The organism is uncultured Streptococcus sp., from assembly GCF_963521255.1.
GTDB lineage: Bacteria > Bacillota > Bacilli > Lactobacillales > Streptococcaceae > Streptococcus.
Map to the genome: position 1 here is coordinate 128,938 of NZ_CAUQTU010000003.1, position 25,366 is coordinate 154,303.

Below are 25,366 nucleotides of genomic sequence, written 5' to 3' on the forward strand. Positions count from 1 at the left end.
CACTCCTTTCTTTTTTAATAATATTCTCTCGGAATGCGGTCGCTGAGAAGACAAACCACCTCATAGTTAATAGTCCCACGGTAGGTCGCTACCTGAGTAGCTGTGATCTCCTTGCCTCCGTTGGAACCAATTAAGGTTACCTTTGTTCCTAAGGGATAAAGCTTAGGCAGACGAATGGTGATTTGGTCCATAGATACTCGTCCAACGATTGGGCAAGCTTGGCCATCTACCAAGACAGAAAAATTCTGCATGTCTCGTGTCCAACCATCCGCATAGCCGATCGGCACGGTCGCGATGACTTGCTCGCTATCCGCTTGATAGGTGGCTCCGTAGCCCATGCAAGCTCCAGCTGGAACTGTCTTGACATGGACTAGAGCGGACTCCAAGGTCAAGGCTGGTGTCAGGTCATAAGGCAAAGCCAAAACCTCTCCACTAGGATTGAGGCCATACATGGCATCTCCCATACGAACCGCATTGAAAATAGTCTCTGCATGCCAAAGAGTCGTTGCAGAATTGCTAGCATGAACCAAGTTTGGAAGACCTTTCATACTGGCCAAAATGGTTTTAAACCGTTCCAACTGGGCATTAAAATAAGTATCTGATGCTTCATCTGCAGTAGCAAAGTGGGTAAAAATCCCTTCAACACGAGCACCATGTTGTCTGAGCAAGTCTTGAGCCTGCTCAGCTTCACTAGCCTCTCGAAAACCAATCCGTCCCATTCCTGAATCAATCTTGAGGTGGACTGTCAAACCAGCTAAATCAGCTTCCTTAACTAAGAGTGCTTGAATCCACTCCAGCCCAGCCACTGTCAAGGTGATGTCATATTCTTTAGCAAGAGCAACAACTTCGATTTCAGAAACTCCTAAAATAAGGATTTTCTTGCTGAGTCCAGCTTGTCTGAGTTCAATGGCTTCATCAATATTGGAAACGCAAAAGCCATCAACATCATCTTGAATCGCCTTGGCAACGGCAACAGCTCCATGCCCATAAGCATTGGCCTTGACCACAGCCCACTTGAGCGTTCCTTGAGGGATATGAGCCCCCATTTGCTGAATATTTTGTCGAATAGCTCCCAGATGAATTAGAGCCTTGGTTGGTCTATGTGGACTAGCTTTCATGATTTTCCTCCAAAATGACACTGGCTGTCACAAACTGATCGGTATGGCTGATAGACAGCCAAATCTTTCCTAAAAATGGTGCCTGACTAAAATAAGGCGCCCCGCGTTCATTATTCAAGACTTCCAAATCCTGAAAACCGATTTTTCCAATACCCGTTCCCATAGCCTTGGAAAAGGCCTCCTTAGCCGACCAGCGACCAGCTAAATATTCTATTTGCCTGCGCCCTTTGAGACTGGTGAAGCGCTCCATTTCCTTAGCGGTCAGAACGCGCTTGGCAAAGCCTTCATGTCGTGTAACTGCGCTTTCTATCGAAGCCAATTCTTCGATGTCAATTCCGTGTCCAACTATCATTCTCATCAAAAGGAGTTGAGATTCCCCAACTCCATCCTTTTCACTTATTTTGTCAAGGTAGCATAAATCTCTTCTACCAAAGCCTCTGTGTTCTCCCAACCTAGGCAAGGATCGGTAATGGAACAACCAAAGACCTCTGGTTGATTTTGACGACCATCTGCTAGGTAAGATTCAATCATAAAGCCTCGAACTATCTTTTTAATCTTCTCATTCCAATCACGATTTTGCAAGGTCTTACGAACCACTCGAATCTGCTCCATATATTGCTTGCCTGAGTTATCATGGTTGGTATCAATGAGGATAAAGGGATTTTCAAGTCCCAGGGCTTCATAGCGTTCAATGGCATTTAGCAAAGTTTCATAGTAAAAGTTAGGCTCGTTTTTCCCATATTCATTAACTGCACCACGAAGGATGACATGGGCCAAGGGATTTCCTGAAGTCTCAACTTCTTGGCCATGAAAGAGGAAGGTTTGTTTGTTTTGAGCAGCATAGATACCGTTAAACATGACTCCAAGATTTCCTGAGGTTGGATTTTTCATCCCTACTGGTGCATCAATTCCTGAAGCCACAAAGCGGTGCTCTTGGTCTTCTACAGAACGAGCCCCAACAGCATGGTAGCTGACCAAATCATCTACCAAGACCAAATTTGACGGATAAAGCATCTCATCTGCCGTTGTCAAACCAGTCTCTGTAATCACGCGGTAGTGCAACTGGCGCACAGCCTGCAAGCCATTAATTAAACTTGGAGCCTTAGAAGTATCTGGCTGGTGTACCAAGCCTTTATAGCCGTCTCCGTTGGTACGAGGTTTAGCTGTATAAACACGCATAACCATGAAAATCTTGTCCGCCACCTTCTTTTGCAAGGCAGATAAACGGCGGGCATATTCCAAGACAGCCTCTTCATTGTCAGAAGAGCAAGGACCAATCACCAAAAGGATACGGTCATCTTCTCCTGAAATGATGTCTGCCAATTCTCTATCACGACGCTCCTTTAGTCGCAAGGCTTCCGCAGACAATTGGGTTTCTGCCTTGATTGCTTCAATATCGATTTCTTGACCTTTTTCAATAAATGCCATACTATTCTCCTAGCGTTTGGTAGATTTCTCTGACAAGGGCTTCTGTATTTTCCCAGCCCAGGCAAGGGTCTGTGATCGACTTGCCAAATACTTCTGGTTCGTTTTGACGGCCGTCTTCTAGATAAGACTCAATCATAAAGCCACGAACATACTGCTTGATTTTTTCATTCCAATCACGGTTAATCAAGGTCTGGCGGACAATTCGAATCTGGTCCATGTATTGCTTACCAGAGTTGTCATGATTGGTGTCTACAATGATAAAAGGATTTTCCAAACCCATTTTCTCATACTGGGCAATGGTATCCATCAAATTATCATAGTAGTAGTTGGGAATATTCTTACCATACTCATTGGTCGCTCCACGAAGAATAGCGTGCGAAAGCGGGTTCCCAGTTGTTTCCACTTCTTTTCCTAGGAAAAGGAAACTCTGTTTGTTTTGAGCAGCATAAATCCCATTAAACATGACATTGAGATTTCCAGAGGTTGGATTTTTAAAACCAGTCGCAAAATCTGCTCCACTTGCTACAAAGCGGTGTTGCTGGTCTTCAACCGAACGGGCACCAACTGCCATGTAAGAAATCAAATCATCCACAAGCGGAAGATTTTCAGGATAAAGCATTTCGTCAGCTGTCGTCATACCTGTTTCCGTGATGACACGATAGTGAAGATGGCGCACGGCTTTGATTCCGTTGATGAGACTAGGTGCTTCTGTCGCATTAGGCTGGTGAATCAATCCCTTATAGCCATCTCCGTTGGTACGAGGTTTGGCAGTATAAACACGCATAACCATAAAGATACGGTCTGCGACTTCTTCTTGCAAAACTGCTAAACGCTTAGCGTATTCAAGGACAGCTTCTTCATTGTCAGATGAGCATGGCCCGATTACCAAGAGAATCCGTTGGTCTTCTCCACGTATAATGGCTTCTAGCTCTTGATCGCGCTGTGATTTTCTCTCCAAAGCTTGGCCTTCCAATTTTGATAAGGCACGAACTTCTTCAATATTAATTTTAGGACTTTTTGCTGTAAATACCATAACTCATCTCCTTATAAAGCAAACGGATACCAAGTAAAAATTTACTTTTCACAAGGTATCCGCCTCTAAACTATCTCATTTTATTGTCTTTTTCCGTGACAGTTTTTAAACTTCTTACCAGAACCACATGGGCAAAGTTCATTCCGTCCAATCTGGCTCAAATCCAAATCTTCGGGCATATTTGCTTGGTGGGCAGCGATATTGCGAGTCGCTGTTGTACTGATATGGTGTTCTGCTTGTGGTCTTTCTTGTTCATGAATTTGTGCTTTCATCATCAAACGTGTCACATCAAACTCAATCGAACCAATCATATCATTAAACATACGGAAACCTTCTGCTTGATACTCAACAACAGGGTTGTTCTGAGCATAGCCACGAAGTCCAACCGCGTTACGCAATTGATCAAGTGCATCGATATGATCTGTCCACTTGTTATCTACCACTCGTAGAATCAAAACTTTTTGGAATTCTTTAACTGCTTCTTCATCGCGTAGTTTTGAAACCTGACTATCGTAAACCTTCAAGGCACGTTGGAAGAGCTCTTCCTTGATAGCCTTATCAGACAAGCCTGACAAGTCGTCCATCGTAATTGAATCTTCTGGTAGCAAGTTGTACTTAGCAAAGTTCAAAATCGCTTCAAGTTTTTCATCTTGTTTGGCACGCGCATGACCATCAACGACACGTTCAATCGTGCGTTTGATCATAGCCTGAATTTCAGGTGCCAAGTCACGGTCTGCAGTGATGACATCGTAACGTTGAGCATAGATAATCTCACGTTGTTCACGCATGACATCATCGTATTGAAGGACTTGTTTACGGGTATCGTAGTTATTTCCTTCGACACGTTTTTGCGCTGCTTCAACCTGACGCGTCAACATACGAGACTCAATCGCCTCTTCAGACATATTCAAGCGTTCAAAGATTCCCTTCAAGCGTTCAGAACCAAAACGTTTCATCAAGTCATCTTCAAGAGATAGGTAGAATTGTGACTCACCTGGGTCTCCTTGACGACCTGAACGCCCACGAAGCTGGTTATCGATACGACGGCTTTCATGACGTTCTGTACCAATAACACAAAGTCCTCCCAATTCGCGAACCCCTTCACCAAGCTTGATGTCGGTACCACGACCGGCCATATTGGTTGCGATGGTAACAGCTCCACGTTGACCAGCATTCATGATGATTTGGGCTTCTTTATAGTGGTTCTTAGCATTCAAGACTTCGTGAGGAACACCAGCTGCGACTAATTTCTTAGAAATGTAGTCACTGGTTTCAACCGCTACTGTACCAACCAAGACAGGCTGACCTTTTTGGTAACGAGCCTTAACGTCTTCGACAACCGCCTTAAACTTAGCTTCAATACTTGCATAAAGAAGGTCTGAGTGGTCAATACGTTGAACAGGACGGTTGGTTGGGATTGGAATAACACGAATGTTGTAAATTTCACGGAATTCTTCTTCCTCAGTCTTACCTGTACCTGTCATACCAGACAATTTCTTGTACATACGGAAGAGGTTTTGGTAAGTGATTGAAGCAGATGTCTTGGTTTCATCCTGAATTGGCACACCTTCTTTGGCTTCAATAGCTTGGTGCAAGCCATCAGAATAACGACGACCTTCCATGGTACGACCTGTAAATTGGTCAACGATCAAGATTTCTTGCTCTTCGCTCACCACATAGTCAATATCGAGAAGCATGATGTAGTTAGCACGAAGGGCGTTATCGATAAAGTGAGTCAAAGCTACGTTTTCGATGTCATAGAGGTTTTCAAGCTTGAAGTAGCTTTCAGCCTTGTCAATCCCTGAATCAGACAAACCAATAGTCTTAGACTGCACATCGATGATGTAGTCGTCTTTGTCCAACGATTTTACATAGTGGTCTGCCATGTGGTAGAGCTGACTGGTTTCAACCGCATTAGCACCTGATACGATCAAAGGTGTACGGGCCTCGTCAATCAAGATTGAGTCAACCTCATCGACCAAGGCATAGTTAAGCGGACGTTGTACCATGTTTTCAGCGCGAACGACCATGTTATCACGAAGGTAGTCAAATCCGATTTCTGAGTTAGTTGAGTATGTAATATCACACTCATAGGCTTCTTTTTTCTCCATTGGAGATTTGGCGGCCAAGTTAATTCCTACTGACAAACCAAGCCATGAGTACAATTCTCCCATCTCAGTCGCGTCACGTTCTGACAGGTATTCATTGACCGTAACTACGTGAACCCCTTTACCTGAAAGGGCATTGAGGTATACTGGCATGGTCGCAGTCAAGGTTTTCCCTTCCCCTGTACGCATCTCTGGTACGTCACCATGGTGAAGAACGATTCCTCCCATGACCTGAACCTTATATGGGAAGAGACCTAGAACACGTTTGGCACCCTCACGGACAACCGCAAATGCTTCATAAAGCAACGAATCCAGTGATTCTCCATTTTGATAACGTTCTTTAAATTCAACTGTTTTTGCTTTTAGTTGGTCGTCAGTCAAAGCAGCTATTTGGTCTTCGTATTTGAAAACCTTGTCAGCCATCTTTTCCAGACGACGGATTTCTCCTTTATCATTTTCGATAATTGTTTTTAAAATATTAGCCATGTTTTTCCTTACTTTAAATTCCGAATATTTTAGAATGTTCTTTTAATTTTAGCACAATTACTGATTATTTTCAAGGAAGAATCCCCATTTTGAAAAGGAAAAAGAGGCTAGTTTCCAAGCTAACCTCTCTGACTTTTATGATGCTTTAATTGCCAAAAATTGGCAAAATGGCAAATAGGATAAATAGGTTAATCCAAAAAGAAAGACAACAGATAAGTCCAAAAACAAAGAGACTGACTTTCTTGGACAGCAAGGCCATCAAAATCGACAGAATTCCAAAAACTAGTAAAACTTTCTGCATGATTAAGAGATTGATAGATATTCCCAGAACTGGTTTATCCCAAGGAACAAAGAAGAAAGCAATCCAGATCAACAGAACTAAACCAATATAGACCTTAGAATAGCGTGTAATAAATGATTTTAGATGTGCCATAAGCTACCTCCTATAAATAAAAACCGATATAAATCAATGCTTGCCGCCTTTAGACTTCCCTAACTCTCGTCTCAGGCAAAACATTTTTTTGAAAAAGATATAGTCTAACCAGTCACTACCTAGAGATAAGATTATCAAAAGAAACCAAACACCCCAATCACTAGCATCTGATACATGATTTAGAACAAAAGGTAAAAATAAGAATGAAAAAATTGTCATATCCATGCTAAGCAGAGCTAAAAGGGAAATATAAATCCAGTAAAAATAGTAGATGATTGGGAAAATTTTACTGTTTCTGTCAGCATTGTCTATCCAATAGAAAAAATAAAAACAAGGAAATAAGAGTATCAAATGAAACCAATTAAAGGACAGTTTCATCATCGACACCTCCTCTTTAAAATTTTTTTCTTTAGTTTCGTTCTATTAAATGTTATTACCAATATAAATCAATGCCTTCCACATTTAGACTTCCCTAGTTCTCGTCTCAAGCGAAGCATTTTTTTGAAACAGAAATAAGTTGACCTATTCAGACCAATAGCTAGCAGAATAAAAAGAAACCAAATGCCCCATAACTTGATATCTGTCACATTTCTCAAGACGATATTGAAAAACAGAACTGAAATAACTGTCCAAGCAAGGCTAAAAAGAGCATAGAGGGGGATGTAAAACCAGTAAAAATAGTAAAAAATTGGGAAAAATTTACTATTTCTGTTGGCCTTTTCAATCCAGTTATCAAAATAAAAGTACGGTGCTAAAAGTAAGAATTTAAACAAATGTTCCATCAGCGGCACCTCTTTTTGATAGCGTTTCCTTCAACTTCATTCTATCAAAAAAATCTGGAAATGTCATTCCAGATTCTACTTTTTTATTTGCGTTTTCTTGCGATGAGATGAATCGGTGTTCCTTCAAAGACAAAGGCCTTGCGGATTTGATTTTCCAAGAAACGTAGGTAAGAAAAGTGCATAAGTTCTTCTTCATTGACAAAGATGACAAAGGTTGGTGGTTTGGTTGCCACTTGGGTCGCATAGAAAATCTTAAGGCGTTTTCCTTTGTCTGTCGGTGTTGGGTTGATGGCAATAGCATCCATAATAACATCGTTCAAGACAGCTGATGGGATACGTGTGTTTTGACTTTCGCTGATTTGCTTAATCATCTCAGGCAGTTTGTGGAGACGTTGCTTGGTCAAAGCGGATACAAAGATAATCGGTGCGTAAGGCAGGTATTGGAACTGCTCACGGATATCTTCTTCCCAGTTTTTCATGGTATGGTTATCTTTTTCAAGCGTATCCCACTTATTGACCACGATAATCATCCCTTTACCAGCTTCATGGGCAAATCCAGCGATACGCTTATCGTATTCACGAATACCCTCTTCCGCATTGATGACCATTAAGACCACATCTGAACGGTCAATAGCACGCATGGCACGCATGACAGAGTATTTCTCAGTATTTTCATAAACCTTACCAGACTTACGCATACCAGCCGTATCAATCATGGTAAACTCTTGGCCATCTGTATCTGTAAAGTGGGTATCAATGGCGTCACGAGTTGTTCCAGCAACAGGACTGGCAATGACACGGTCTTCTCCCAAGATAGCATTGATCAAGCTTGATTTTCCAACGTTTGGACGACCAATCAGACTAAACTTAATCACATCTGGATTTTCTTCTTCATATTCATTTGGAAGATTTTCTACAATAGCATCTAGCACGTCCCCTGTACCGATACCATGGACAGATGAGATAGGCAGTGGTTCACCCAAACCGAGGGCATAGAAATCATAGATATCATTTCGCATCTCAGGGTTGTCCACCTTGTTGACTGCGAGGATAACTGGTTTGTGGGTCTTATAAAGCTTACGAGCTACGTATTCGTCTGCATCGGTAATTCCTTCCTTACCGGACACAACAAAGACGATAACATCTGCTTCTTCCATGGCAATTTCTGCCTGGTGCTTGATTTGTTCCATGAAAGGAGCATCGACATCATCGATTCCTCCTGTATCAATCATGCTAAAAGAGCGATTGAGCCACTCACTCGTCGCATAGATACGGTCACGTGTCACTCCTTCGACATCTTCTACAATGGAGATTCGCTCACCAGCGATCCGATTAAATAGGGTTGATTTCCCAACATTGGGACGTCCTACAATGGCAATAGTTGGTAGGGCCATAATTTCTCACTTTCTACAATAACTTCTTCTGCTCAAGATTTTTTCTAGTTGAGCTTGGTTCAGCTTGAGCAAACTGTTCTGCTAGGCGCTGACTCCAGCTTGTGGTCGCACGCGCCCCAGCATAGTCCGCCTGTACACGGTCATAAGCCTCAATCACATCAACTGTTTGTTCCTGATATTCTTCCTCAAACACCACTTGATTCAATGGCAAGCGAGGTTTGACTTCATGTTCTTCATTTGGTAAACCTAGTGCCATCCCAAAGACAGGATAGGTATAGTCAGGCAGGTTAAAAAGCTCTGCTACTTCTTCTGACTTGTAACGCACCAAGCCAATGATGACACCTCCATAGCCCAAACTTTCAGCTGCCAGCAGGGCATTTTGTCCAGCAAGAGCTGCATCGACCGAACTAATCAAGAGACCTTCTACACCTTGGGGTTGGAAGGTGTCGGTATGAAGTTGGGCTCCCTTTTCTGCTCGGTTCAAGTCTCCGACAAAGAGAAGGAAAACAGCTGACTGACGAATGGCTTCTTGAGGCACCAATTCATACAAGGCATTTTTCTTTTCTTGACTTCGTACCACAATCACAGAGTAGGATTGGAAATTCTTCCAAGACGAGGCCATCTGGGCTGCTGTCAGGATTTCAGTCAAGTCTTCCTGAAGAAGGGCTTGCTCTTTAAACCTGCGCACTGAAGTGTGAGCCTTCATTAATTTGATTGTTTCTGTCATCGACGGTTTACTCCTTCTAAACGAGTCTCCTCAGCCAAATAACGGATGCGTTCCATGACGCGTCTGGCTTCCCAGGTTTCGTCATTTCCATGCTTCCCTTTAGCGAAATGCTGCTCCAATTCTTCAAAGTTGAAGTTGGAGGTGAAAAAGGTCGGTAAATTTTCCTGCATCCGATATTGAAGAATGACTTGCAGGATTTCATCACGTACCCAAGCTGTTGATTGCTCGGCACCAATGTCATCTAAAATCAGGACTTCAGACAGTTTTATCTCATCTACCAAAGTCTTGACATTACCATCACCAATAGCATTTTTGACATCAATGACAAAACTAGGATAGTGGAGGAGAGTAGATGAAACACCACGTTTTTCTGATAAATCATGGGCTAGGGCAGCCACCATGAAACTTTTACCCACACCAAAGTCTCCATATAAATAAAGACCTTTTCGAATAGCTGGATATTGCTCCACGAAGGCTAATAGCTTCTCAAAAACTGGCAAGCGACCCAAATCATCCAAGTCTACTTGAGCCAAACTAGCTTTCTTGAGACTGGCTGGCAGATTGATTAACTTGAGACGGTTCTTAATAGCCGCTTCTTTTTCCGCTGCGATTAGTTCAGGAGTTTCTTCGTAAGAAACGTCCGCATAGCCATGATTCATAACCAAAATCGGCTTGTAGCCTTTAGCAATATAATCCGTATCCCCACGGAGAAACTTGTCTCTCTCGGTGATGTATTGATTAAACTTGGAGATACTGCGATTCAATTCCTCTGGAGTAAGGGATTCTTGCTGGATAAAGGCCGCAACATCAGGGTCCTTCATGATCTTCTGTACCAAATCTTGATAATGAAAACGGCTAGGTTGACGTTTAAGTACGTCTCCGACACTTTCCATCTAATCTCCTCCTTTTTCTAATCGAGCTAATAGTTCTTGTTTCTTACGTTCTAGTTCCAGACGAGTTTCCTCGCTGGTTTCATTCTTATAATCTGGATTGCTCCACTTGGGTACATTGGACTTGGCAGGACTGGGTTTACTGCCTTTTTGAGCCTGACTCTTTTGCCCACGTTCACGGATGCGCAAGACTGCCTCTTCTGCCGAATGAATTTTTTGATAGGCATAGTCATTGGCTACCTTCATGGCATATTTCTCATTGATATTTGCCGAATCCACCTTATTAAAGGTCAATAAGAGAATGATATTGATAACTTCGTCCAGCAAGCCCAAGCCAGCCATCTGTTGCAAGAGTTCTCTTTCTGTTTGGGTAATGGTTCCCTTGCGTGTTTGCTTGATTTCTGCCAAGAACTGCAGGGCAGTCTTACTTTTGGCTTCCTTGATAATGGTTGCTTCCTTAGGACTAAAGTCAGAGGAAACTGGTTTTTGAGCGATTTTTTCCCGCATGCGTTTGGTTGAAATAACCTGGGAAACAGCTGTTGACTTGGCCAATTGATAAGTTTCAAACCAAGTCCATTTCTTCTCCTCGGCAATGGCAAAGAGGTTTAAGACATCGGACTGCTCATCCGCAAAACGAAGCCCATCTCGAGCCATAAGCTGACGAAAATGGTCCAAGTCAAAATCGTTGGCCACTTTCTTCTTGAGACCAAGGTCTTCTTGACTTCCCAGTTCTGCCAAGTCTGGAAAGACTTGATTGAGTGAGACAGGTATTTCTTCTCCCTCAGCACTTTCAACTTTCAAATCCTCCACAGCGGCATCGCCAATCTTTTTCTCCAAAAGTCTGCGATAAACAGGATGCTCCAAGAAATCTTGACTTGAAAGAGGAGCATGGAGGGCTAGCTGATAAACATCCCCCTTTTGATAGAGGGTTAAGAGATTGAAAGCAGATAGGATTTTCAAGGATTTTATCAATCTATTCATTCCAAAGTTAAGATGGTTGAGAATACTTGAAAAGAGGTATTCCTTTCTACCATTATCCCAAAAACTGATTGTATAAAGATAAAGGCTCAATGCCTCCTGACCGATAATCGGGAGGTAGCACTGTACCAGAGACGAGGTATCTTGCGACACCCGATTATTCTTTAGATAAGAAAAACGGTCAATTGGCTTCATTTATCTTTCCTTTTTCTTTTTAGAGGACTGGGTGATTTGTTGGAGCAAGCTCTCTAACTCACTGACATCCTTAAAACTACGATAGACACTGGCAAAACGTACATAAGTAATCTCATCTAACTCAGCCAACTCCTCCATGACGAGTGAACCAATGTCCTCACTTTGAATTTCATTTTCATTTCGACCACGGAGTTTCTGTTCGATACGATTGACTACCATGTTGATTTCATCACTTGACACAGGACGTTTCTGGGCTGAGCGGATAATCCCATTAAAGATTTTATCTCTGGAGAATTGTTCCCGTGTGCCATCTTTTTTAACAACCACTAAGGTTCTTTCTTCTACTCGTTCGTAGGTTGTAAAACGATGCTGGCATTCGTCGCACTCGCGTCTTCTACGAATGGTGTTCCCTTCTTCTGCTTGGCGACTATCGATAACACTTGACTTGGTAGCCCCACATTTTGGACAACGCATCCTTTCCCTCCTTATCGTTTTCTTTTCATTATACCATTTTTTAAACGATTCCCAAAACAATTCTTCTTTTTGCTTGACAAGTTTTTTGTTTTGTTGTATTATTTAATTAAGACAAAAGGATAAAAGAAAGGAGACCAAGATGTCCTGGACATTTGACAACAAAAAACCCATCTATTTACAGATTATGGAGAAAATCAAACTTCAGATTGTTTCCCATACACTGGAGCCCAATCAACAACTTCCAACCGTAAGAGAGCTAGCTAGCGAGGCCGGTGTCAATCCAAACACCATCCAAAGAGCCTTGTCAGACCTTGAACGAGAAGGATTTGTCTACAGCAAGCGCACAACTGGACGATTTGTGACTGAGGATAAGGAGCTAATCGCCCAATCGCGCAAACAATTATCGGAAGAAGAATTGGAACACTTCGTTTCCTCCATGACCCATTTTGGCTATGAAAAAGAAGAACTACCAGGCGTAGTCAGTGATTATATTAAAGGAGTTTAAGCCTATGTCATTACTAGCATTTGAAAATGTATCCAAATCTTATGGAGCAACCCCAGCCCTTGAAAATGTTTCTCTTGACATCCCAGCTGGAAAAATTGTTGGTCTCCTTGGGCCAAACGGCTCAGGAAAAACAACCCTGATTAAACTAATCAATGGCCTCTTACAACCAGACCAAGGACGCGTCCTTATCAACGACATGGACCCAAGCCCAGCAACCAAGGCTATCGTAGCTTATTTGCCTGATACCACCTATCTCAATGAGCAAATGAAGGTCAAAGAAGCCCTAACCTACTTCAAGACCTTCTATAAAGATTTCAATCTTGAACGCGCCCATCATCTACTTGCAGACCTAGGTATTGATGAAAATAGTCGTCTCAAGAAACTGTCAAAAGGAAACAAGGAAAAGGTACAACTGATTTTGGTTATGAGCCGTGATGCTCGTCTCTACGTTCTGGATGAACCCATTGGTGGGGTGGACCCAGCAGCCCGTGAGTATATCCTCAATACTATTATCAACAACTACTCCCCAACTTCTACCGTTTTGATTTCTACCCACTTGATTTCTGATATCGAGCCAATCTTGGATGAAATTGTCTTCCTTAAGGATGGAAAAGTCGTTCGTCAAGGAAATGTAGATGATATTCGCTATGAGTCTGGTGAATCCATTGACCAGCTCTTCCGTCAGGAATTTAAGGCCTAAGCAAAGGAGATTATTATGTTTTGGAATTTAGTTCGCTACGAATTTAAAAATGTTAACAAGTGGTATTTAGCCCTCTACGCAGCCGTGCTAGTCCTTTCTGCCCTTATCGGGATACAAGCACAGACCTATAACAATCTGCCTGTCAAAGAAAGCCAACCTGTTTTACTTACTTTTCTAGCCCTCGTCTTTGGTGGCTTGATGATTACACTTGGAATTTCAACTCTTTTCTTAATCATTAAACGCTTTAAAGGCAGTGTCTATGACCGACAAGGCTATCTGACTTTGACCCTTCCAGTATCTGAACACCATATCATCACAGCCAAACTAGTCGGTGCCTTCATCTGGTCGATGATTAGCACTGCTATCCTAGTTCTAAGTGCTGTTATTATTGTGACCATAACGGTTCCAGAATGGATCCCTCTTTCTTATGTGATTACATTTGTAGAAACACATCTCCCTCAGATCTTTCTTACAGGTATATCCTTCCTACTAAATACCATTTCCAGCATCCTCTGCATCTACTTGGCTATTTCCATTGGACAGCTTTTCAATGAATACCGTACAGCACTCGCTGTTGCAGCCTACATTGGTATCCAAATCGTCATTGGATTTATTGAACTTTTCTTCAATCTTAGTTCTAATTTCTATGTCAATTCACTTGTAGGACTCAATGACCATTTCTATATGGGAGCAGGTATAGCCATTGTTGAAGAACTCATTTTCATAGCTATCTTTTATCTCGGAACCTACTATATTTTGAGAAATAAGGTTAATTTGCAATAATCTTAGAGTCTAGCGACAATAACTCGCTAGGCTTTTTTCGACCTCAGGATTTACATTTTTATATGAAGTATTTAATAAAAAGGAGTATAATGACTTTAAAACTAATTACATGTATATAGATAAGGAGGTCAACTCTTTATGCTGAGAAGATTTGTTACTAAGAAGCACCTTGTACTTTACTTCTTTTCTATTGCCATTACTTGGCTGGAAGCGATTATCACGCCAGCCCTTGTTCAGAATATTGTTGCCAGTTTTACCAATCAAGAACTAGGCCTTCTTTGGAAAGTTTTGATTTTAGGAATCCTTGGTAATCTCATCCTCTTACTAGGTTTGGCTGGGAAACGCTATTACTACTCTCGTTTGATTACCGATTTCAAATATGGAATCAAGAGTGCTATTTTCAAGCGATTTTTAAACAGTTATGAGATTGATGAAAAGGATATTTTGTCTGACCTAGAAAACGACGTCAAGCAACTAGAAGAAAGCTATATTGAGCCAACCGTCATCATCATTTCTTCTCTGGGCTTTACCACTGTGTCCATTCTCTATGCCCTATGGACCAATTTTTACTTGGGTTTGATTTTCATCCTCTTCTACTCCTTTCCTGTACTCTGCAGTGCTATTGGATCAAAACGTTTGGATTCACTTTCTGAAAAGCAGTCCACTGTTAACCAGAGCTACTTAGCAAGCTTGACAAATTTTATTGGTGGTAGCCAACAAATTCGCCATTATCAGGGGCAAGACTACTTTTTTACTCGCTATCAAAAGCAATTACAAACCAGTCTAGATACCGAAATTAACTATGAAAAACAACGCACTTTAAACAGTCTCTTGATCAATAGCATCGATGCCTTTTGCTCCGTCACACCAATCGTCATCGGTGGCTTTATGACCTACTATAATTATTTAGATGCGGCGAGTTTTGTGGCCATCTATCTGGTTTCTCATAATATCGGCTATCAATTCCAAGAGTTGGCTTACTTTACCAACACCCGAAAAGCGAATCGAACTCTTCTCAACAAATACCAAAAACTTTTGGGCCAGTCTAACTCCATCTCGCCCAGAAGCATAGAAAACATTTTCCCTATCCAGCTTAACACCATCTCCCTAGAAAAAGATGGAAATATCCTCCTGTCTCCGACTTCCATGCACATCAAGCAAGGAGAAAAAATTGCCATTATCGGGGAAAGTGGCTCTGGTAAGACAACTCTGCTCAATATCATTCATGGAGAAGAGACACCGACAAGTGGACAGATTAGCTTTGCTGGTCAAAAGCTATCACGTCAAGAAATCACGGGCATTAGTTCCTATATCCTCCAAGATAGCCATTACTTTGACACACTATCTCTGGAAGACAATATCCTTCTAGGACTGGATAAAAAAGAAGAAACTTTAACTCACATCCTCAAAAAAACAGGATTAGAACATTTGGAAAATAGAACGCTCAGCAATGATAGTCTATCTGGTGGCGAGAAACAACGCCTAGAAATCGCTCGCGCCCTCTACCATGATAGCCAACTCATCTTAGCAGATGAAATCAAGGCCAATCTTGACTCGGAAAATAGCAGAAAAATTAGCGACTTGCTCTTCTCCCTACCTCAAACAGTCATTGAAGTCATTCACCACTACACAGAAGAAGACTTAAAACACTATGACCAAGTCATTCATTTAAGCATAGAAAAGTAGTAGTCTATAACATACGATTTTAAAAAGCAAGGAATCCGAATTCCTTGCTTTTTAACTCAATATCAAACTGGCTACAATAGGGCTGACAAAGACATAGAGAATACCGGTGACACCGATAGCCAAACCACCCATAGCTCCTGCTACAGAATCGTATCGGAAGGCTGTTCCTGTTCCAACTGCGTGACCTGTTCCTCCAAGGGAAAGACCAACAGCTACTGGGTCGTCAATTTTCAACCACTTCAAAAGGGTTGGGCCGATCACACTGGTTAAAATCCCAGTTGCCACTACAACGACCAAGGTCACAGTCGTCAGACCTTGCAATTTTTCTGTGATTCCCACTGCCATGGCGGTTGTCACTGACTTAGGAAAGAGTGAAATGGCTAGGAAAAAGTCCATGCCAAATATTTTCGCCACCAAAGCTGTGAAAGAGGTATTGACCACTACTGCTAACAGACTACCAAAGAGAATACTCCGAGCATGGTGCTTCATCAGATGAAAACTCTTATAAAGCGGAATCCCTAGAGCAACAGTCGATGGAACAATCAAGTTGTTCAGATAAACCCCACCTTGGTAGTAATCTTGGTAAGAAATACCCGTCGCCTTTAGAAAGATGATAATGAAAACAGCTGACAAAAGCAAGGGCGTTGTCAAAGGATGGGGAAACCGTCTGTAAATCAGCATTCCTACTAGATAAGCTAGGATAGACAGGGCAAGCCCAAACAGGGGATTGGAAACAAATTCACTCATTTGGCATCTCCTTTCTCATAATCTCCCTCAAACCGTCGTTTGATAAACTGAACCACCAAGGCTATGAGGATAATATTGATGACTGCTGCAAAAAAGATAATCAAAACAATTGGAAAAAGATAGGGAGCAATCACATCAAACTTTTCCATGATTCCCACTGCTGGCGGTAAAAAGAGAATGGTCATATTGGCCAGCAAGAAATTCCCCACCATGTTGACATGCCTAGTTCTCAGCCACTTGAATTGTAGGGCGAGAAAGAGAATAATCAAACCGATAATACTGCCTGGGATAGGCAAATGAAAGAAACTGGAAATCCCCTCTCCGATTAGAGAAATCACAAAGAGAATCATTAATTGAACATATAATTTCATCCTAAACTCCACGAAATAGACTTCTTGCATACCAGTTTACTCTTTTTTCAGAAAATTTCAAGGAAACACACAAGAGATGATAAAAATTAGACAGGAAAGGGGATACAAACAATTCTTGACTTGTGAAAACAGGCATGATTTAGGATAAAAGATGCCAGCGTCCTTCTTGCCAGCTCTTTTGAAAAGTAGTATAATTATTGCATGCGCAATCATCTTGTGATACAAAGACTGTCCGTGAATGGACTTTCTTCTATTTATAACTCTAAAAAGAAAGGAGATACTATGACCTACTTGGAAAAGTGGTTTGACTTCAATCGTCGTCAGAAAGAAATTGAAAGTCTCTTGGAAGAGACCATTACCCAGCAGAGTGACCAAAGTCTGACCTTGAAAGAGTTCTACCTGCTCTACTATCTGGACTTGGCTCAAGAAAAATCTCTCCGCCAGATTGACCTGCCAGATAAACTTCATCTGAGCCCGAGCGCTGTTTCTAGGATGGTGGCTCGCTTGGAAGCCAAAAATTGCGGTCTACTTAGTCGCAGGTGTTGTGATCAAGATAGACGTTCTAGCTTTATCTGCCTGACAAGTGATGGACAAAAGACACTGGCCTCTCTACAGAAGGCTGTCGAAGAAAGCTTGGAAACTGGTTTGGATTTCTTGATTTAAGATGATTTTAGAAAAAAGTTGCGTGCGCAATCATTTTTCTTGACATTCTCTTTTACAAGGAGTAAAATAAAGTCATCATTAAACAAAGGAGTTTTAAACATGATTGAAATTACCTATCTAGATGCCAGCAAGAACGAAAGAACTGTGACTTTTGAGTCTTATGAAGACTTTGATCGTTCACAACAAGCTTGCCTTATCGGCGTCGCAGACTACTACCCTGTCCAAAAATTAACCTACAAGGGTCATGATTTGGACTACCATGGGACTTATGGAGATATCTTCTTCTATCTCAAGAAACAAGATTTAAGCCAATATAACTAAAAAAAGGAGAAATACAATGGCAAAAGCAATTACAGACGCAACATTCGAACAAGAAACTAAAGACGGTTTGGTCTTGGTAGACTTCTGGGCAACTTGGTGTGGTCCATGTCGTATGCAAGGTCCAATCTTGGACAAATTATCTGAAGAACTTTCAGAAGATGTTTTGAAAATCGTTAAAATGGACGTTGATGAAAATCCAAACACAGCTCGTGCTTTTGGTATCATGTCTATCCCAACCCTTCTCTTCAAAAAAGACGGCCAAGTTGTCAAACAAGTTGCAGGTGTTCATACTGCAGAACAAATCAAGGCCATCGTTGCTGAATTGAGCTAATCACATTAGAGACCAAGTACTTGCTTTGGTCTCTTTTTTCTTGCCCTTTGCCATTTTTCAAAAAATATGCTAGACTGTATGTAGAATATTACGATGTTTGGGACATGCCATCGCTAAAAAAAACCTTTACTTGGTATTTTTTAGCTCCCTCAAGGGAGCTTTTTGCGTGCTATGAACATTCCCCATTTTGGAAGGAGTACTATGAAACGTCAATCTGCCTTGGTCGTCTTTAGCGGCGGTCAAGATTCTACAACCTGCCTCTTTTGGGCTAAAAAACACTATGAAACGGTCGAAGCCGTTACCTTTGCCTACGGCCAACGTCATCATCTCGAAATTCAAGTTGCTAGAGAAATCGCCAAGGAACAGGGGATTCATCATCACATCCTAGATATGTCTCTGTTGGGGCAAATCACTGAAAATGCCCTGACCTCTGATCTGGAAATTGAGCAAAAAGAGGGAGAGGTTCCCAATACCTTTGTTGACGGTCGCAACCACCTCTTTCTGTCCTTTGCGGCAGTCCTTGCTAAGCAACGAGGCATTAAAGACATCGTGACAGGTGTCTGCGAGACAGACTTCTCAGGCTACCCTGACTGCCGGGATGTCTTTGTCAAATCTCTTAATGTTACCCTCAACCTTGCCATGGATTACGACTTTGTTATCCAAACACCTCTCATGTGGCTAGACAAGGCTGAAACTTGGGAATTAGCCGACCAACTCGGTGCCTTTGACTATGTTCGTGAAAAGACCTTAACCTGCTACAACGGAATTATTGGAGGTGGCTGTGGAGATTGCCCAGCCTGCCACCTACGTCAACATGGTTTAGATGTTTATCTCTCACAGAAAGGAGAGGCCTAATGTTTTTTGCACCCAAAGAAATCAAACAGGAAACTGGAGAGTCTCTTGTCTACAATCCTCACAGAACCATGGTATCAAAAGAGTTTACCTTCGATGCTGCCCACCACCTCTTTCACTATGAGGGAAAATGCAAATCCCTTCATGGTCACACCTATCATCTGCAGATTGCTGTTAGTGGATTTTTAGATGAACGTGGCATGACCTACGATTTCGGAGATATCAAAGCGATCTACAAGAACTACTTAGAGCCCCACTTGGATCATCGCTATCTAAACGAAACCCTTCCCTATATGAACACGACTGCTGAAAATATGGTTTACTGGATTTTCCAAACCATGAGTCAAGAGTTGCCAGACGAACGTGGTCTCCGTTTGGAATACGTTCGCCTCTATGAGACTCCGACTTCCTTTGCGGAGTTTAGACGGGAGTGGTTAGATGACTAGGGAACGTGTCCTCAAACTACCAGTTTTGGAAATTTTTGGCCCAACCTTTCAAGGCGAAGGCCGTGCTATCGGGCAGAAAACCATGTTTGTCCGCACTGCTGGTTGCGACTACCATTGCGACTGGTGCGATTCTGCCTTTACCTGGGATGGCTCTGAAAAGCCAACTCGTATGACAGCTGACGAAGTCATTGCTGCCTTGGATAAATTAGGGAGCTACGACTATGTAACCCTATCTGGGGGAAATCCTGCTATCCTAGCAGCCAACATGGCTGAACTCGTCACTAAACTCAAGGAACGTGGTGTCACTCTGGCTGTTGAAACCCAAGGCTCCCGATGGCAAAATTGGTTGAAAGACATCGACCAGGTCACTCTGAGTCCCAAACCTCCTTCATCCAAGATGGAAGTCAACTTTGAGACCTTGGATTTCATCGTTTCCCAACTGGATCCAGACAAGGTCACCTTTAAAATCCCTGTCTTTGATGATGCCGATTTGGCCTTTGCCAGAGGTATACAAGAACGCTACCAACCAGATGTTCTCTTTTTATCAGCAGGAAATCCTGAGCCCAAGGCTAGAGGAAATATTGTCCAAGACCAACTGGACCGCCTCAAAGAACTCTGGGAACGCGTCGCTACTGACGATAGCTGGGGCAATGTCCGCGTCCTTCCTCAACTGCATACCCTCCTCTACGATAATCAACGTGGTGTTTAAGATTAGAAAGAAAAAATCATGTCACAACAAGAAGAAATGAAAAACCTAAGCCTCCTCGGCAACAAAGAAACCAACTACATTTTCGAATATCAACCAGAAGTCCTGGAATCCTTTGACAATCGTCATGTGGAAAATGACTATTTCATCAAATTTAACTGTCCTGAATTTACCTCCCTTTGCCCAATCACTGCTCAGCCAGACTTTGCGACGATTTATATTTCCTACATTCCTGACAAGTTCTGTGTCGAGTCAAAATCCCTCAAACTCTACCTCTTTAGCTACCGAAATCATGGAGATTTTCACGAAAACTGTATCAACACAATCGGGAAAGACTTGGTCAACTTGCTAGACCCTCGCTATTTAGAAGTCTGGGGAAAATTCACTCCGCGTGGTGGCATTTCAATCGACCCCTACTACAACTACGGTAAGACTGGAACTAAGTATGAAGGTTTGGCAGAACAACGCCTCTTTCAACACGACCTCTACCCAGAGAAAATTGACAACCGTTAAACTCATACGAAAAAGCCCTGTTCCTCAAAATGAGGAGCAAGGCTTTTTGAGTTTCAATTATTCTTCTGTTCCAAGGAAGTTTTTAGCAACAAGGGCTGCAAGAACTCCACCAACGATTGGTGCAAGGATGAAAATCCATACTTGTTGAAGGGCTGCACCACCTACCAAAACAGCTGGTGCCAAACTACGAGCTGGGTTTACTGAAAGCCCAGTAATGTTCAATCCCACAAGAATCATCGCCATCAAGGACAAACCGATTACCAAACCAGCAATCGCGCCATTGCCCTTGCTTTCTGAAGTCACAGTCATGATAACCAAGACAAACAAGAAAGTTGCGATGACTTCAAACAAGAAACCACCAAAGACAGTGACTCCGTTTGCCAAGGCATTTTCACCAAGACTAGCAGTTGACATCCCTGAGTTAGCCAAGAGGAAGAAGACAGAAGCAGATGCTAAGAAAGCTCCAACTACTTGTCCAAGGATGTAGTTTACAAGCTCTGAAGATGACAAACGTTTGTTTACAAACATAGCGATCGAAACCGCTGGGTTCAAGTGAGCACCTGAAATAGTTCCGATTGAGTAGGCTGCGACTACGATTGCCAGACCAAAGGCAAAGGCAATCCCTAGGTGACCAAGGCCATCAAGACCATTTCCAAAAACAACAGCTCCTGTCCCAACGAACACAAGCATGAAGGTACCGATTAACTCAGCAACAAATTTTTTCATTTTCTTTCTCCTTTTTTCAAAAACTAGATACTAGTCTATCAAAAGAGGGAAAGGGTTTCAAGAAAATTGATTGAAAATTTTCAGGATAAAATTCTATAAAAACGGTAGTGTTTATTTGAAACATTTTTTCTAAAGGTATATACTATTAACATAGTTCAAATAGGTTATTTAATCCCTCATTTGAACTAATTTTACAACTTTGCTGTTCTTTTATGAACGTTTGAATGGTATCGTGGATACCAAGGAGGAATCATATGTCTAAAGTTGCTATTGTTACAGGTGCAGGTCAAGGAATCGGTTTTGCAATCGCAAAACGATTGGTTCAAGATGGCTTTAAGGTAGGAGTCTTAGACTACAATCCCGAAACAGCTGAAAAGGCTGTTGCCGAATTATCAGCTGAAAATGCCTTTGCTGTCGTGGCCGATGTTTCGAAACAGGTCGAAGTTGCACAAGCATTTCAAAAAGTTGTTGACCATTTTGGTGATTTGAATGTTGTCGTAAATAACGCTGGTGTTGCTCCAACTACTCCTCTTGATACAATTACTGAGGAACAATTTACACGCACTTTCGGTATCAACGTTGGTGGTGTCATTTGGGGTTCACAAGCTGCACAAGCGCAATTTAAAGCACTTGGCCACGGAGGTAAAATTATCAACGCAACCTCTCAAGCCGGAGTAGTCGGTAATCCAAATCTAACTGTTTATGGTGGAACCAAATTTGCTGTTCGTGGAATTACGCAAACATTAGCACGTGATTTAGCAGACTCAGGCATCACTGTTAACGCCTACGCACCAGGTATTGTGAAAACACCAATGATGTACGACATCGCTCATGAAGTTGGTAAAAATGCAGGAAAAGATGACGAGTGGGGTATGCAGACATTTGCAAAAGATATTACCCTAAAACGTCTATCTGAACCAGAAGATGTGGCTGCAGCCGTCAGCTTCCTTGCAGGACCAGATTCAAACTACATTACAGGACAAACCATTATCGTTGATGGTGGTATGCAATTCCATTAAGATACACAAAAAGAGGTTGGAAAATGATTCAACCTCTTTTATTAGTTTTCATTATTAGTTAGGAGAATACAATAGAAACTCTTTCAATAAGTAATATTAGCTTATCCCTAGTATTGAAAAGACTGGATAGCTTCTTTCAAGTCATCTTGTAAACTATTTCTCTGGTCAAGTTGGACATAGACTTCCAACAGACAAGATCTAAAGTTGGAAAATTTGTAAAAATCCTCCCTTTCTTCTATCGGAAAGTCAACAGCTTTTATCCAAGAAGCTACTTGCTCTTGCGCTAACTTCCTTTTTAAAATCGGTTCATAAAGTACTCTTGCTAAACGCCAATCCTCATCATCTGTAAAGCGAATCGAAATTCTTTTAAATAGTTGGCCAAGTATCTCAAATACTTCATGAATTCTGTTTTTAGGAAAGTCTGGATGGCAAACCACCTCTGTCAGTAAATCGGCTCCATGTGCAAAAGCATGAACCCAACCATACTGACTTGAAAAACCCGTTGTATCCTTTTCTTTTGAAAGATAATACAAACCTTGATTTAAAAGGACATTACGAATTCCTGCATTTAATCCCTGATAAAAAACCGATTGCTGGTTGGCATCTGCAGACAAGAGATTTGCATAAACAAGTGATCTAAAAGAACGTTCAAGGGTTGACAGGCCTACCTTATCAATCTCTTTATCTAACCCTCCATCAGATGAAATTTCCTCAGCAATGAAATGAAATTGTTCCTGTGTAAATAGCTCTTCCTGAATCCCTCTAGCAAAGCTTGTAAAAACAAGGTCATCGCGAATTTCTGGAGAAGAATCTCCCAAATGATCAAGCAACCACTGGATTTCTTCCTGGTTATAACTTAGTTTTTCTTCTGCTATTTTTCTAAGTAACTCTTGATACATGGTCAATACCTCTACATTTCTAGCAGCTGTTCAAAAAACCAGCCTTAAATGACTTAATATTGAATTCTCAATTAAACACAATCTGATATACAATGAAGTAAATAACTATCAATATCAACTCTACAGCAAGTTTAAATTTAACATCACGACCTTCAACGGCGTGTTTGAAAATAGCTACAGCTAAAACAAATAGAATGACGCTTAACAAGCTCATAAACATCATTCTAGAACAAGCTCTCTATTCCCCTACTCTCCCAACTGGGCACTGTAGGCGATAATCTGGTCAACTGTGTCAGACAAGAATTGGATTGTATCACGGAGTGGTTTATCTGTTGAAATATCAGCACCAATAATCATAGCTGACTCAAGTGGTGTCTTGCTACCACCTGATTTGAGAAGTTTGAGCCAGTCTTCAGCTCCGGTTTCTGAATTTTTTAGATGAAGGTAACCAGCAGTCGAAATCACAAGTCCAGCTGAGTAGGTGTAACTATACAAGCCCATGTAGTAGTGAGCTTGGCGCATCCAAGTCAAAGCCGCATCATCATCGATTTCAATGGCATCTCCCCAGAAATCGGTCAAAACTTCCTTCATAATGCTGTTGAGTTTGCTTGCTCCGAAAGTTTCTCCTTCTTCAATCAATGTATAAACCTTGCGCTGTAAGGCTGCTTCCAAAAGGTGAGTGATAAAGTTATGAAAGTAGGTGTCTGTCAAACGGTGAGCCAGAGCGAAGCGTTTTTGACGTGGGTCATCAGATTGGTGCTCCAAGTAATCACTTAAAAGCAATTCATTGAAGGTCGACGGCGCTTCGACATAGTAAGTCGACATGTGGGCGTTGAAGTAGCTTTGATGATTATCTGAAAAGATGAATTGACCAGAATGCCCGATTTCATGAATTAAGGTATAGACATCGCTCAAACGGCCTGTCCAGCTCATGAGGACATAAGGGTGCACGCGATATGGATCCGCCGCATAACCTCCAGAATCCTTGCCACTGTTAGCAGCAAAGTCCACCCAGCGCTCTTCTTGATAGCGAGCAACTTCCTGACAATATTCCTGCCCCAAAGGTTCTACCGACTTCATAACTAAGTCATAGGCATCTTCAATAGTCACTTGAGGATTGAGGGCGCTATCCAAGTCCAATTTCCAGTCTGCAAAGGTCATCTTTTCAAGACCATTGACCTTGGCAACATGCTTGAGATATCTCTGGGCAACGGGCGCAAAATCCTTCATGATAAGGTCAATCTGACGATCAAACATAGTACGGTCCACTTCTTGCTCAGCCAGAAGATAATCAAAGACTGAGTCGTAGCCCTTCATATCAGCCAAGAGTTTTTCAGACTTGACTTGGGCTAGATAGGCTGCCGCAGCCGTATTTTGGTGCTTACGAAGACCTTCTGAGAAGGAACGGAAAGATTTCTCACGAACCTCAGCATCCTCATGGTTTTGGTAGAAATTTTCATAGGTCACAAAGCTGTTTTTGTAGGTCTTGTCATGAGCTTCAAAGTCAGCCATTTCGAAATCCCCAGCTCGCATCTTAGTGTAAATATCCTGCGGACTGTAGAAAACTTCACCAAGATTGGTCAAGGCCTTCTCCACATCAGCCCCTAGATAGTGGGCTTTTTTGATTTTGGCCTGACGAATGGCCGCCGTCAAATGAGGCAATTTACCCAAACGGTCCAAAACTTCCTCATCAGCTTCCACCAAGGCATCGTCAAAGAAGGTCAAGGCTACACTGGCATCTGTTTCAAATTCCATCCCAGCTTGGGCAATGTTAGCAAATTCGTCATTGCTATAATCTGTCGTCTGCGGCATAAAACCATAGTTACCAATATGGCTCATCTGAATGTAGATTTGTTCCAATTCCGCAAAGGCCTTTTCAAAATCCTCAAAAGTATGAAGATTGCCCTTGTAATCACGGCTAAACTGGTTGATGTCTTCGCGAGCTTTCTCGATTGCACGCAAGAAATCCTCACGGTCTTGATATAGGGCGGTTAAATCCCAAAGTTCCTTCTCTGGAAACTCTGAACGGTGTTTTTGTTCCATTTTCTTCCT

General features: G+C 42.0%; 30 protein-coding genes. 12 read left to right on the forward strand and 18 right to left on the reverse strand.

Annotation, left to right across the window (positions count from 1 at the left end):
• Nucleotides 1-14 precede the first annotated feature (14 nt).
• The 13 genes from alr to nrdR all read right to left on the reverse strand — a co-directional run bounded on the left by alr (nucleotide 15) and on the right by nrdR (nucleotide 12,046).
• Entirely contained in the window at nucleotides 15-1,118 is a 1,104-nt protein-coding gene (gene alr / locus RWP09_RS03610; protein WP_314434157.1) for an alanine racemase, read from the reverse strand.
• The gene (gene acpS, locus RWP09_RS03615) at nucleotides 1,108-1,470 is read right to left on the reverse strand and encodes a holo-ACP synthase (protein WP_314434291.1); all 363 of its coding nucleotides are present in this window, start codon (nucleotides 1,468-1,470) and stop codon (nucleotides 1,108-1,110) included. The genes alr and acpS overlap by 11 nt, the downstream gene beginning before the upstream one ends.
• Nucleotides 1,471-1,514: 44 nt before the next feature.
• The gene (locus RWP09_RS03620; RefSeq protein ID WP_124787214.1) at nucleotides 1,515-2,546 is read right to left on the reverse strand and encodes a 3-deoxy-7-phosphoheptulonate synthase; all 1,032 of its coding nucleotides are present in this window, start codon (nucleotides 2,544-2,546) and stop codon (nucleotides 1,515-1,517) included.
• Nucleotide 2,547: 1 nt separating this feature from the next.
• Nucleotides 2,548-3,579, reverse strand: a complete 1,032-nt coding sequence (locus RWP09_RS03625; protein WP_269793088.1) for a 3-deoxy-7-phosphoheptulonate synthase — start codon at nucleotides 3,577-3,579, stop codon at nucleotides 2,548-2,550.
• An 80-nt stretch (nucleotides 3,580-3,659) separates the two neighbouring features.
• On the reverse strand, nucleotides 3,660-6,173 hold the full coding sequence (secA, locus tag RWP09_RS03630) for a preprotein translocase subunit SecA (protein ID WP_314434163.1): 2,514 nt from the start codon (nucleotides 6,171-6,173) through the stop codon (nucleotides 3,660-3,662).
• Between the two features lie 145 nt (nucleotides 6,174-6,318).
• The gene (locus tag RWP09_RS03635; protein WP_000940702.1) at nucleotides 6,319-6,606 is read right to left on the reverse strand and encodes a hypothetical protein; all 288 of its coding nucleotides are present in this window, start codon (nucleotides 6,604-6,606) and stop codon (nucleotides 6,319-6,321) included.
• A 33-nt stretch (nucleotides 6,607-6,639) separates the two neighbouring features.
• Nucleotides 6,640-6,987 (reverse strand): hypothetical protein, encoded by a 348-nt coding sequence (locus tag RWP09_RS03640; protein ID WP_314434167.1) that lies wholly within the window; start codon nucleotides 6,985-6,987, stop codon nucleotides 6,640-6,642.
• A 65-nt stretch (nucleotides 6,988-7,052) separates the two neighbouring features.
• Nucleotides 7,053-7,388 carry a hypothetical protein gene (locus tag RWP09_RS03645; protein ID WP_314434169.1) on the reverse strand — a complete coding sequence of 112 codons (336 nt, stop codon included), beginning with the start codon at nucleotides 7,386-7,388 and terminating at the stop codon, nucleotides 7,053-7,055.
• Nucleotides 7,389-7,471: 83 nt separating this feature from the next.
• A complete protein-coding gene (der, locus tag RWP09_RS03650) occupies nucleotides 7,472-8,782 on the reverse strand; it encodes a ribosome biogenesis GTPase Der (RefSeq protein WP_314434170.1) in 1,311 nt (436 codons plus the stop codon).
• A gap of 13 nt (nucleotides 8,783-8,795) precedes the next feature.
• Nucleotides 8,796-9,509 carry an NADPH-dependent oxidoreductase gene (locus tag RWP09_RS03655; RefSeq protein WP_314434172.1) on the reverse strand — a complete coding sequence of 238 codons (714 nt, stop codon included), beginning with the start codon at nucleotides 9,507-9,509 and terminating at the stop codon, nucleotides 8,796-8,798.
• Entirely contained in the window at nucleotides 9,506-10,402 is an 897-nt protein-coding gene (gene dnaI, locus RWP09_RS03660) for a primosomal protein DnaI (protein WP_042900503.1), read from the reverse strand. The genes RWP09_RS03655 and dnaI overlap by 4 nt, the downstream gene beginning before the upstream one ends.
• Nucleotides 10,403-11,572, reverse strand: coding sequence for a replication initiation and membrane attachment family protein (locus RWP09_RS03665; protein ID WP_314434175.1), 1,170 nt, complete (start codon nucleotides 11,570-11,572; stop codon nucleotides 10,403-10,405).
• Nucleotides 11,573-12,046 carry a transcriptional regulator NrdR gene (nrdR, locus tag RWP09_RS03670; RefSeq protein WP_001203672.1) on the reverse strand — a complete coding sequence of 158 codons (474 nt, stop codon included), beginning with the start codon at nucleotides 12,044-12,046 and terminating at the stop codon, nucleotides 11,573-11,575.
• Nucleotides 12,047-12,185: 139 nt separating this feature from the next.
• Between nrdR and RWP09_RS03675 the strand changes: the two genes are divergently transcribed.
• From RWP09_RS03675 to RWP09_RS03690, 4 genes are all read left to right on the forward strand, one after another.
• A complete protein-coding gene (locus RWP09_RS03675; protein WP_000119150.1) occupies nucleotides 12,186-12,551 on the forward strand; it encodes a GntR family transcriptional regulator in 366 nt (121 codons plus the stop codon).
• A gap of 4 nt (nucleotides 12,552-12,555) precedes the next feature.
• A complete protein-coding gene (locus RWP09_RS03680) occupies nucleotides 12,556-13,251 on the forward strand; it encodes an ABC transporter ATP-binding protein (protein ID WP_000054197.1) in 696 nt (231 codons plus the stop codon).
• Between the two features lie 15 nt (nucleotides 13,252-13,266).
• Nucleotides 13,267-14,034 carry a hypothetical protein gene (locus RWP09_RS03685; RefSeq protein WP_057517360.1) on the forward strand — a complete coding sequence of 256 codons (768 nt, stop codon included), beginning with the start codon at nucleotides 13,267-13,269 and terminating at the stop codon, nucleotides 14,032-14,034.
• A gap of 138 nt (nucleotides 14,035-14,172) precedes the next feature.
• Nucleotides 14,173-15,720, forward strand: coding sequence for an ABC transporter ATP-binding protein (locus tag RWP09_RS03690; protein WP_314434179.1), 1,548 nt, complete (start codon nucleotides 14,173-14,175; stop codon nucleotides 15,718-15,720).
• Between the two features lie 51 nt (nucleotides 15,721-15,771).
• Here the strand turns inward: RWP09_RS03690 and RWP09_RS03695 are convergent, their stop codons facing one another.
• Both RWP09_RS03695 and RWP09_RS03700 read right to left on the reverse strand, forming a co-directional pair.
• Entirely contained in the window at nucleotides 15,772-16,467 is a 696-nt protein-coding gene (locus tag RWP09_RS03695; RefSeq protein WP_314434181.1) for an LrgB family protein, read from the reverse strand.
• On the reverse strand, nucleotides 16,464-16,838 hold the full coding sequence (locus tag RWP09_RS03700) for a CidA/LrgA family protein (RefSeq protein WP_314434183.1): 375 nt from the start codon (nucleotides 16,836-16,838) through the stop codon (nucleotides 16,464-16,466). The genes RWP09_RS03695 and RWP09_RS03700 overlap by 4 nt, the downstream gene beginning before the upstream one ends.
• 282 nt (nucleotides 16,839-17,120) lie before the next feature.
• On the opposite strand from RWP09_RS03700, the gene RWP09_RS03705 reads away from it, so the two are divergent.
• The 7 genes from RWP09_RS03705 to queF all read left to right on the forward strand — a co-directional run bounded on the left by RWP09_RS03705 (nucleotide 17,121) and on the right by queF (nucleotide 20,670).
• On the forward strand, nucleotides 17,121-17,501 hold the full coding sequence (locus RWP09_RS03705) for a MarR family transcriptional regulator (RefSeq protein ID WP_314434185.1): 381 nt from the start codon (nucleotides 17,121-17,123) through the stop codon (nucleotides 17,499-17,501).
• A 99-nt stretch (nucleotides 17,502-17,600) separates the two neighbouring features.
• Nucleotides 17,601-17,822, forward strand: coding sequence for a DUF4649 family protein (locus RWP09_RS03710; protein WP_000570253.1), 222 nt, complete (start codon nucleotides 17,601-17,603; stop codon nucleotides 17,820-17,822).
• A gap of 16 nt (nucleotides 17,823-17,838) precedes the next feature.
• Nucleotides 17,839-18,153 (forward strand): thioredoxin, encoded by a 315-nt coding sequence (trxA, locus tag RWP09_RS03715; protein ID WP_001029581.1) that lies wholly within the window; start codon nucleotides 17,839-17,841, stop codon nucleotides 18,151-18,153.
• Between the two features lie 201 nt (nucleotides 18,154-18,354).
• Nucleotides 18,355-19,008, forward strand: a complete 654-nt coding sequence (gene queC, locus RWP09_RS03720; protein WP_314434188.1) for a 7-cyano-7-deazaguanine synthase QueC — start codon at nucleotides 18,355-18,357, stop codon at nucleotides 19,006-19,008.
• The gene (queD, locus tag RWP09_RS03725) at nucleotides 19,008-19,451 is read left to right on the forward strand and encodes a 6-carboxytetrahydropterin synthase QueD (RefSeq protein WP_314434190.1); all 444 of its coding nucleotides are present in this window, start codon (nucleotides 19,008-19,010) and stop codon (nucleotides 19,449-19,451) included. Before queC ends, queD begins: the two co-directional genes overlap by 1 nt.
• A complete protein-coding gene (gene queE, locus RWP09_RS03730; RefSeq protein ID WP_261036787.1) occupies nucleotides 19,444-20,160 on the forward strand; it encodes a 7-carboxy-7-deazaguanine synthase QueE in 717 nt (238 codons plus the stop codon). The genes queD and queE overlap by 8 nt, the downstream gene beginning before the upstream one ends.
• 18 nt (nucleotides 20,161-20,178) lie before the next feature.
• On the forward strand, nucleotides 20,179-20,670 hold the full coding sequence (gene queF / locus RWP09_RS03735; RefSeq protein ID WP_314434193.1) for a preQ(1) synthase: 492 nt from the start codon (nucleotides 20,179-20,181) through the stop codon (nucleotides 20,668-20,670).
• Nucleotides 20,671-20,727: 57 nt separating this feature from the next.
• Here the strand turns inward: queF and RWP09_RS03740 are convergent, their stop codons facing one another.
• Nucleotides 20,728-21,396 carry an MIP/aquaporin family protein gene (locus RWP09_RS03740; RefSeq protein WP_314434195.1) on the reverse strand — a complete coding sequence of 223 codons (669 nt, stop codon included), beginning with the start codon at nucleotides 21,394-21,396 and terminating at the stop codon, nucleotides 20,728-20,730.
• 254 nt (nucleotides 21,397-21,650) lie between these two features.
• On the opposite strand from RWP09_RS03740, the gene RWP09_RS03745 reads away from it, so the two are divergent.
• Nucleotides 21,651-22,415, forward strand: a complete 765-nt coding sequence (locus RWP09_RS03745; protein ID WP_060805754.1) for a (S)-acetoin forming diacetyl reductase — start codon at nucleotides 21,651-21,653, stop codon at nucleotides 22,413-22,415.
• A 107-nt stretch (nucleotides 22,416-22,522) separates the two neighbouring features.
• On the opposite strand, the gene RWP09_RS03750 is transcribed toward RWP09_RS03745, so the two are convergent.
• Nucleotides 22,523-23,314, reverse strand: a complete 792-nt coding sequence (locus RWP09_RS03750) for a DUF2785 domain-containing protein (RefSeq protein ID WP_314434198.1) — start codon at nucleotides 23,312-23,314, stop codon at nucleotides 22,523-22,525.
• Nucleotides 23,315-23,560: 246 nt separating this feature from the next.
• On the reverse strand, nucleotides 23,561-25,357 hold the full coding sequence (gene pepF, locus RWP09_RS03755) for an oligoendopeptidase F (RefSeq protein WP_314434200.1): 1,797 nt from the start codon (nucleotides 25,355-25,357) through the stop codon (nucleotides 23,561-23,563).
• Nucleotides 25,358-25,366 lie beyond the last annotated feature (9 nt).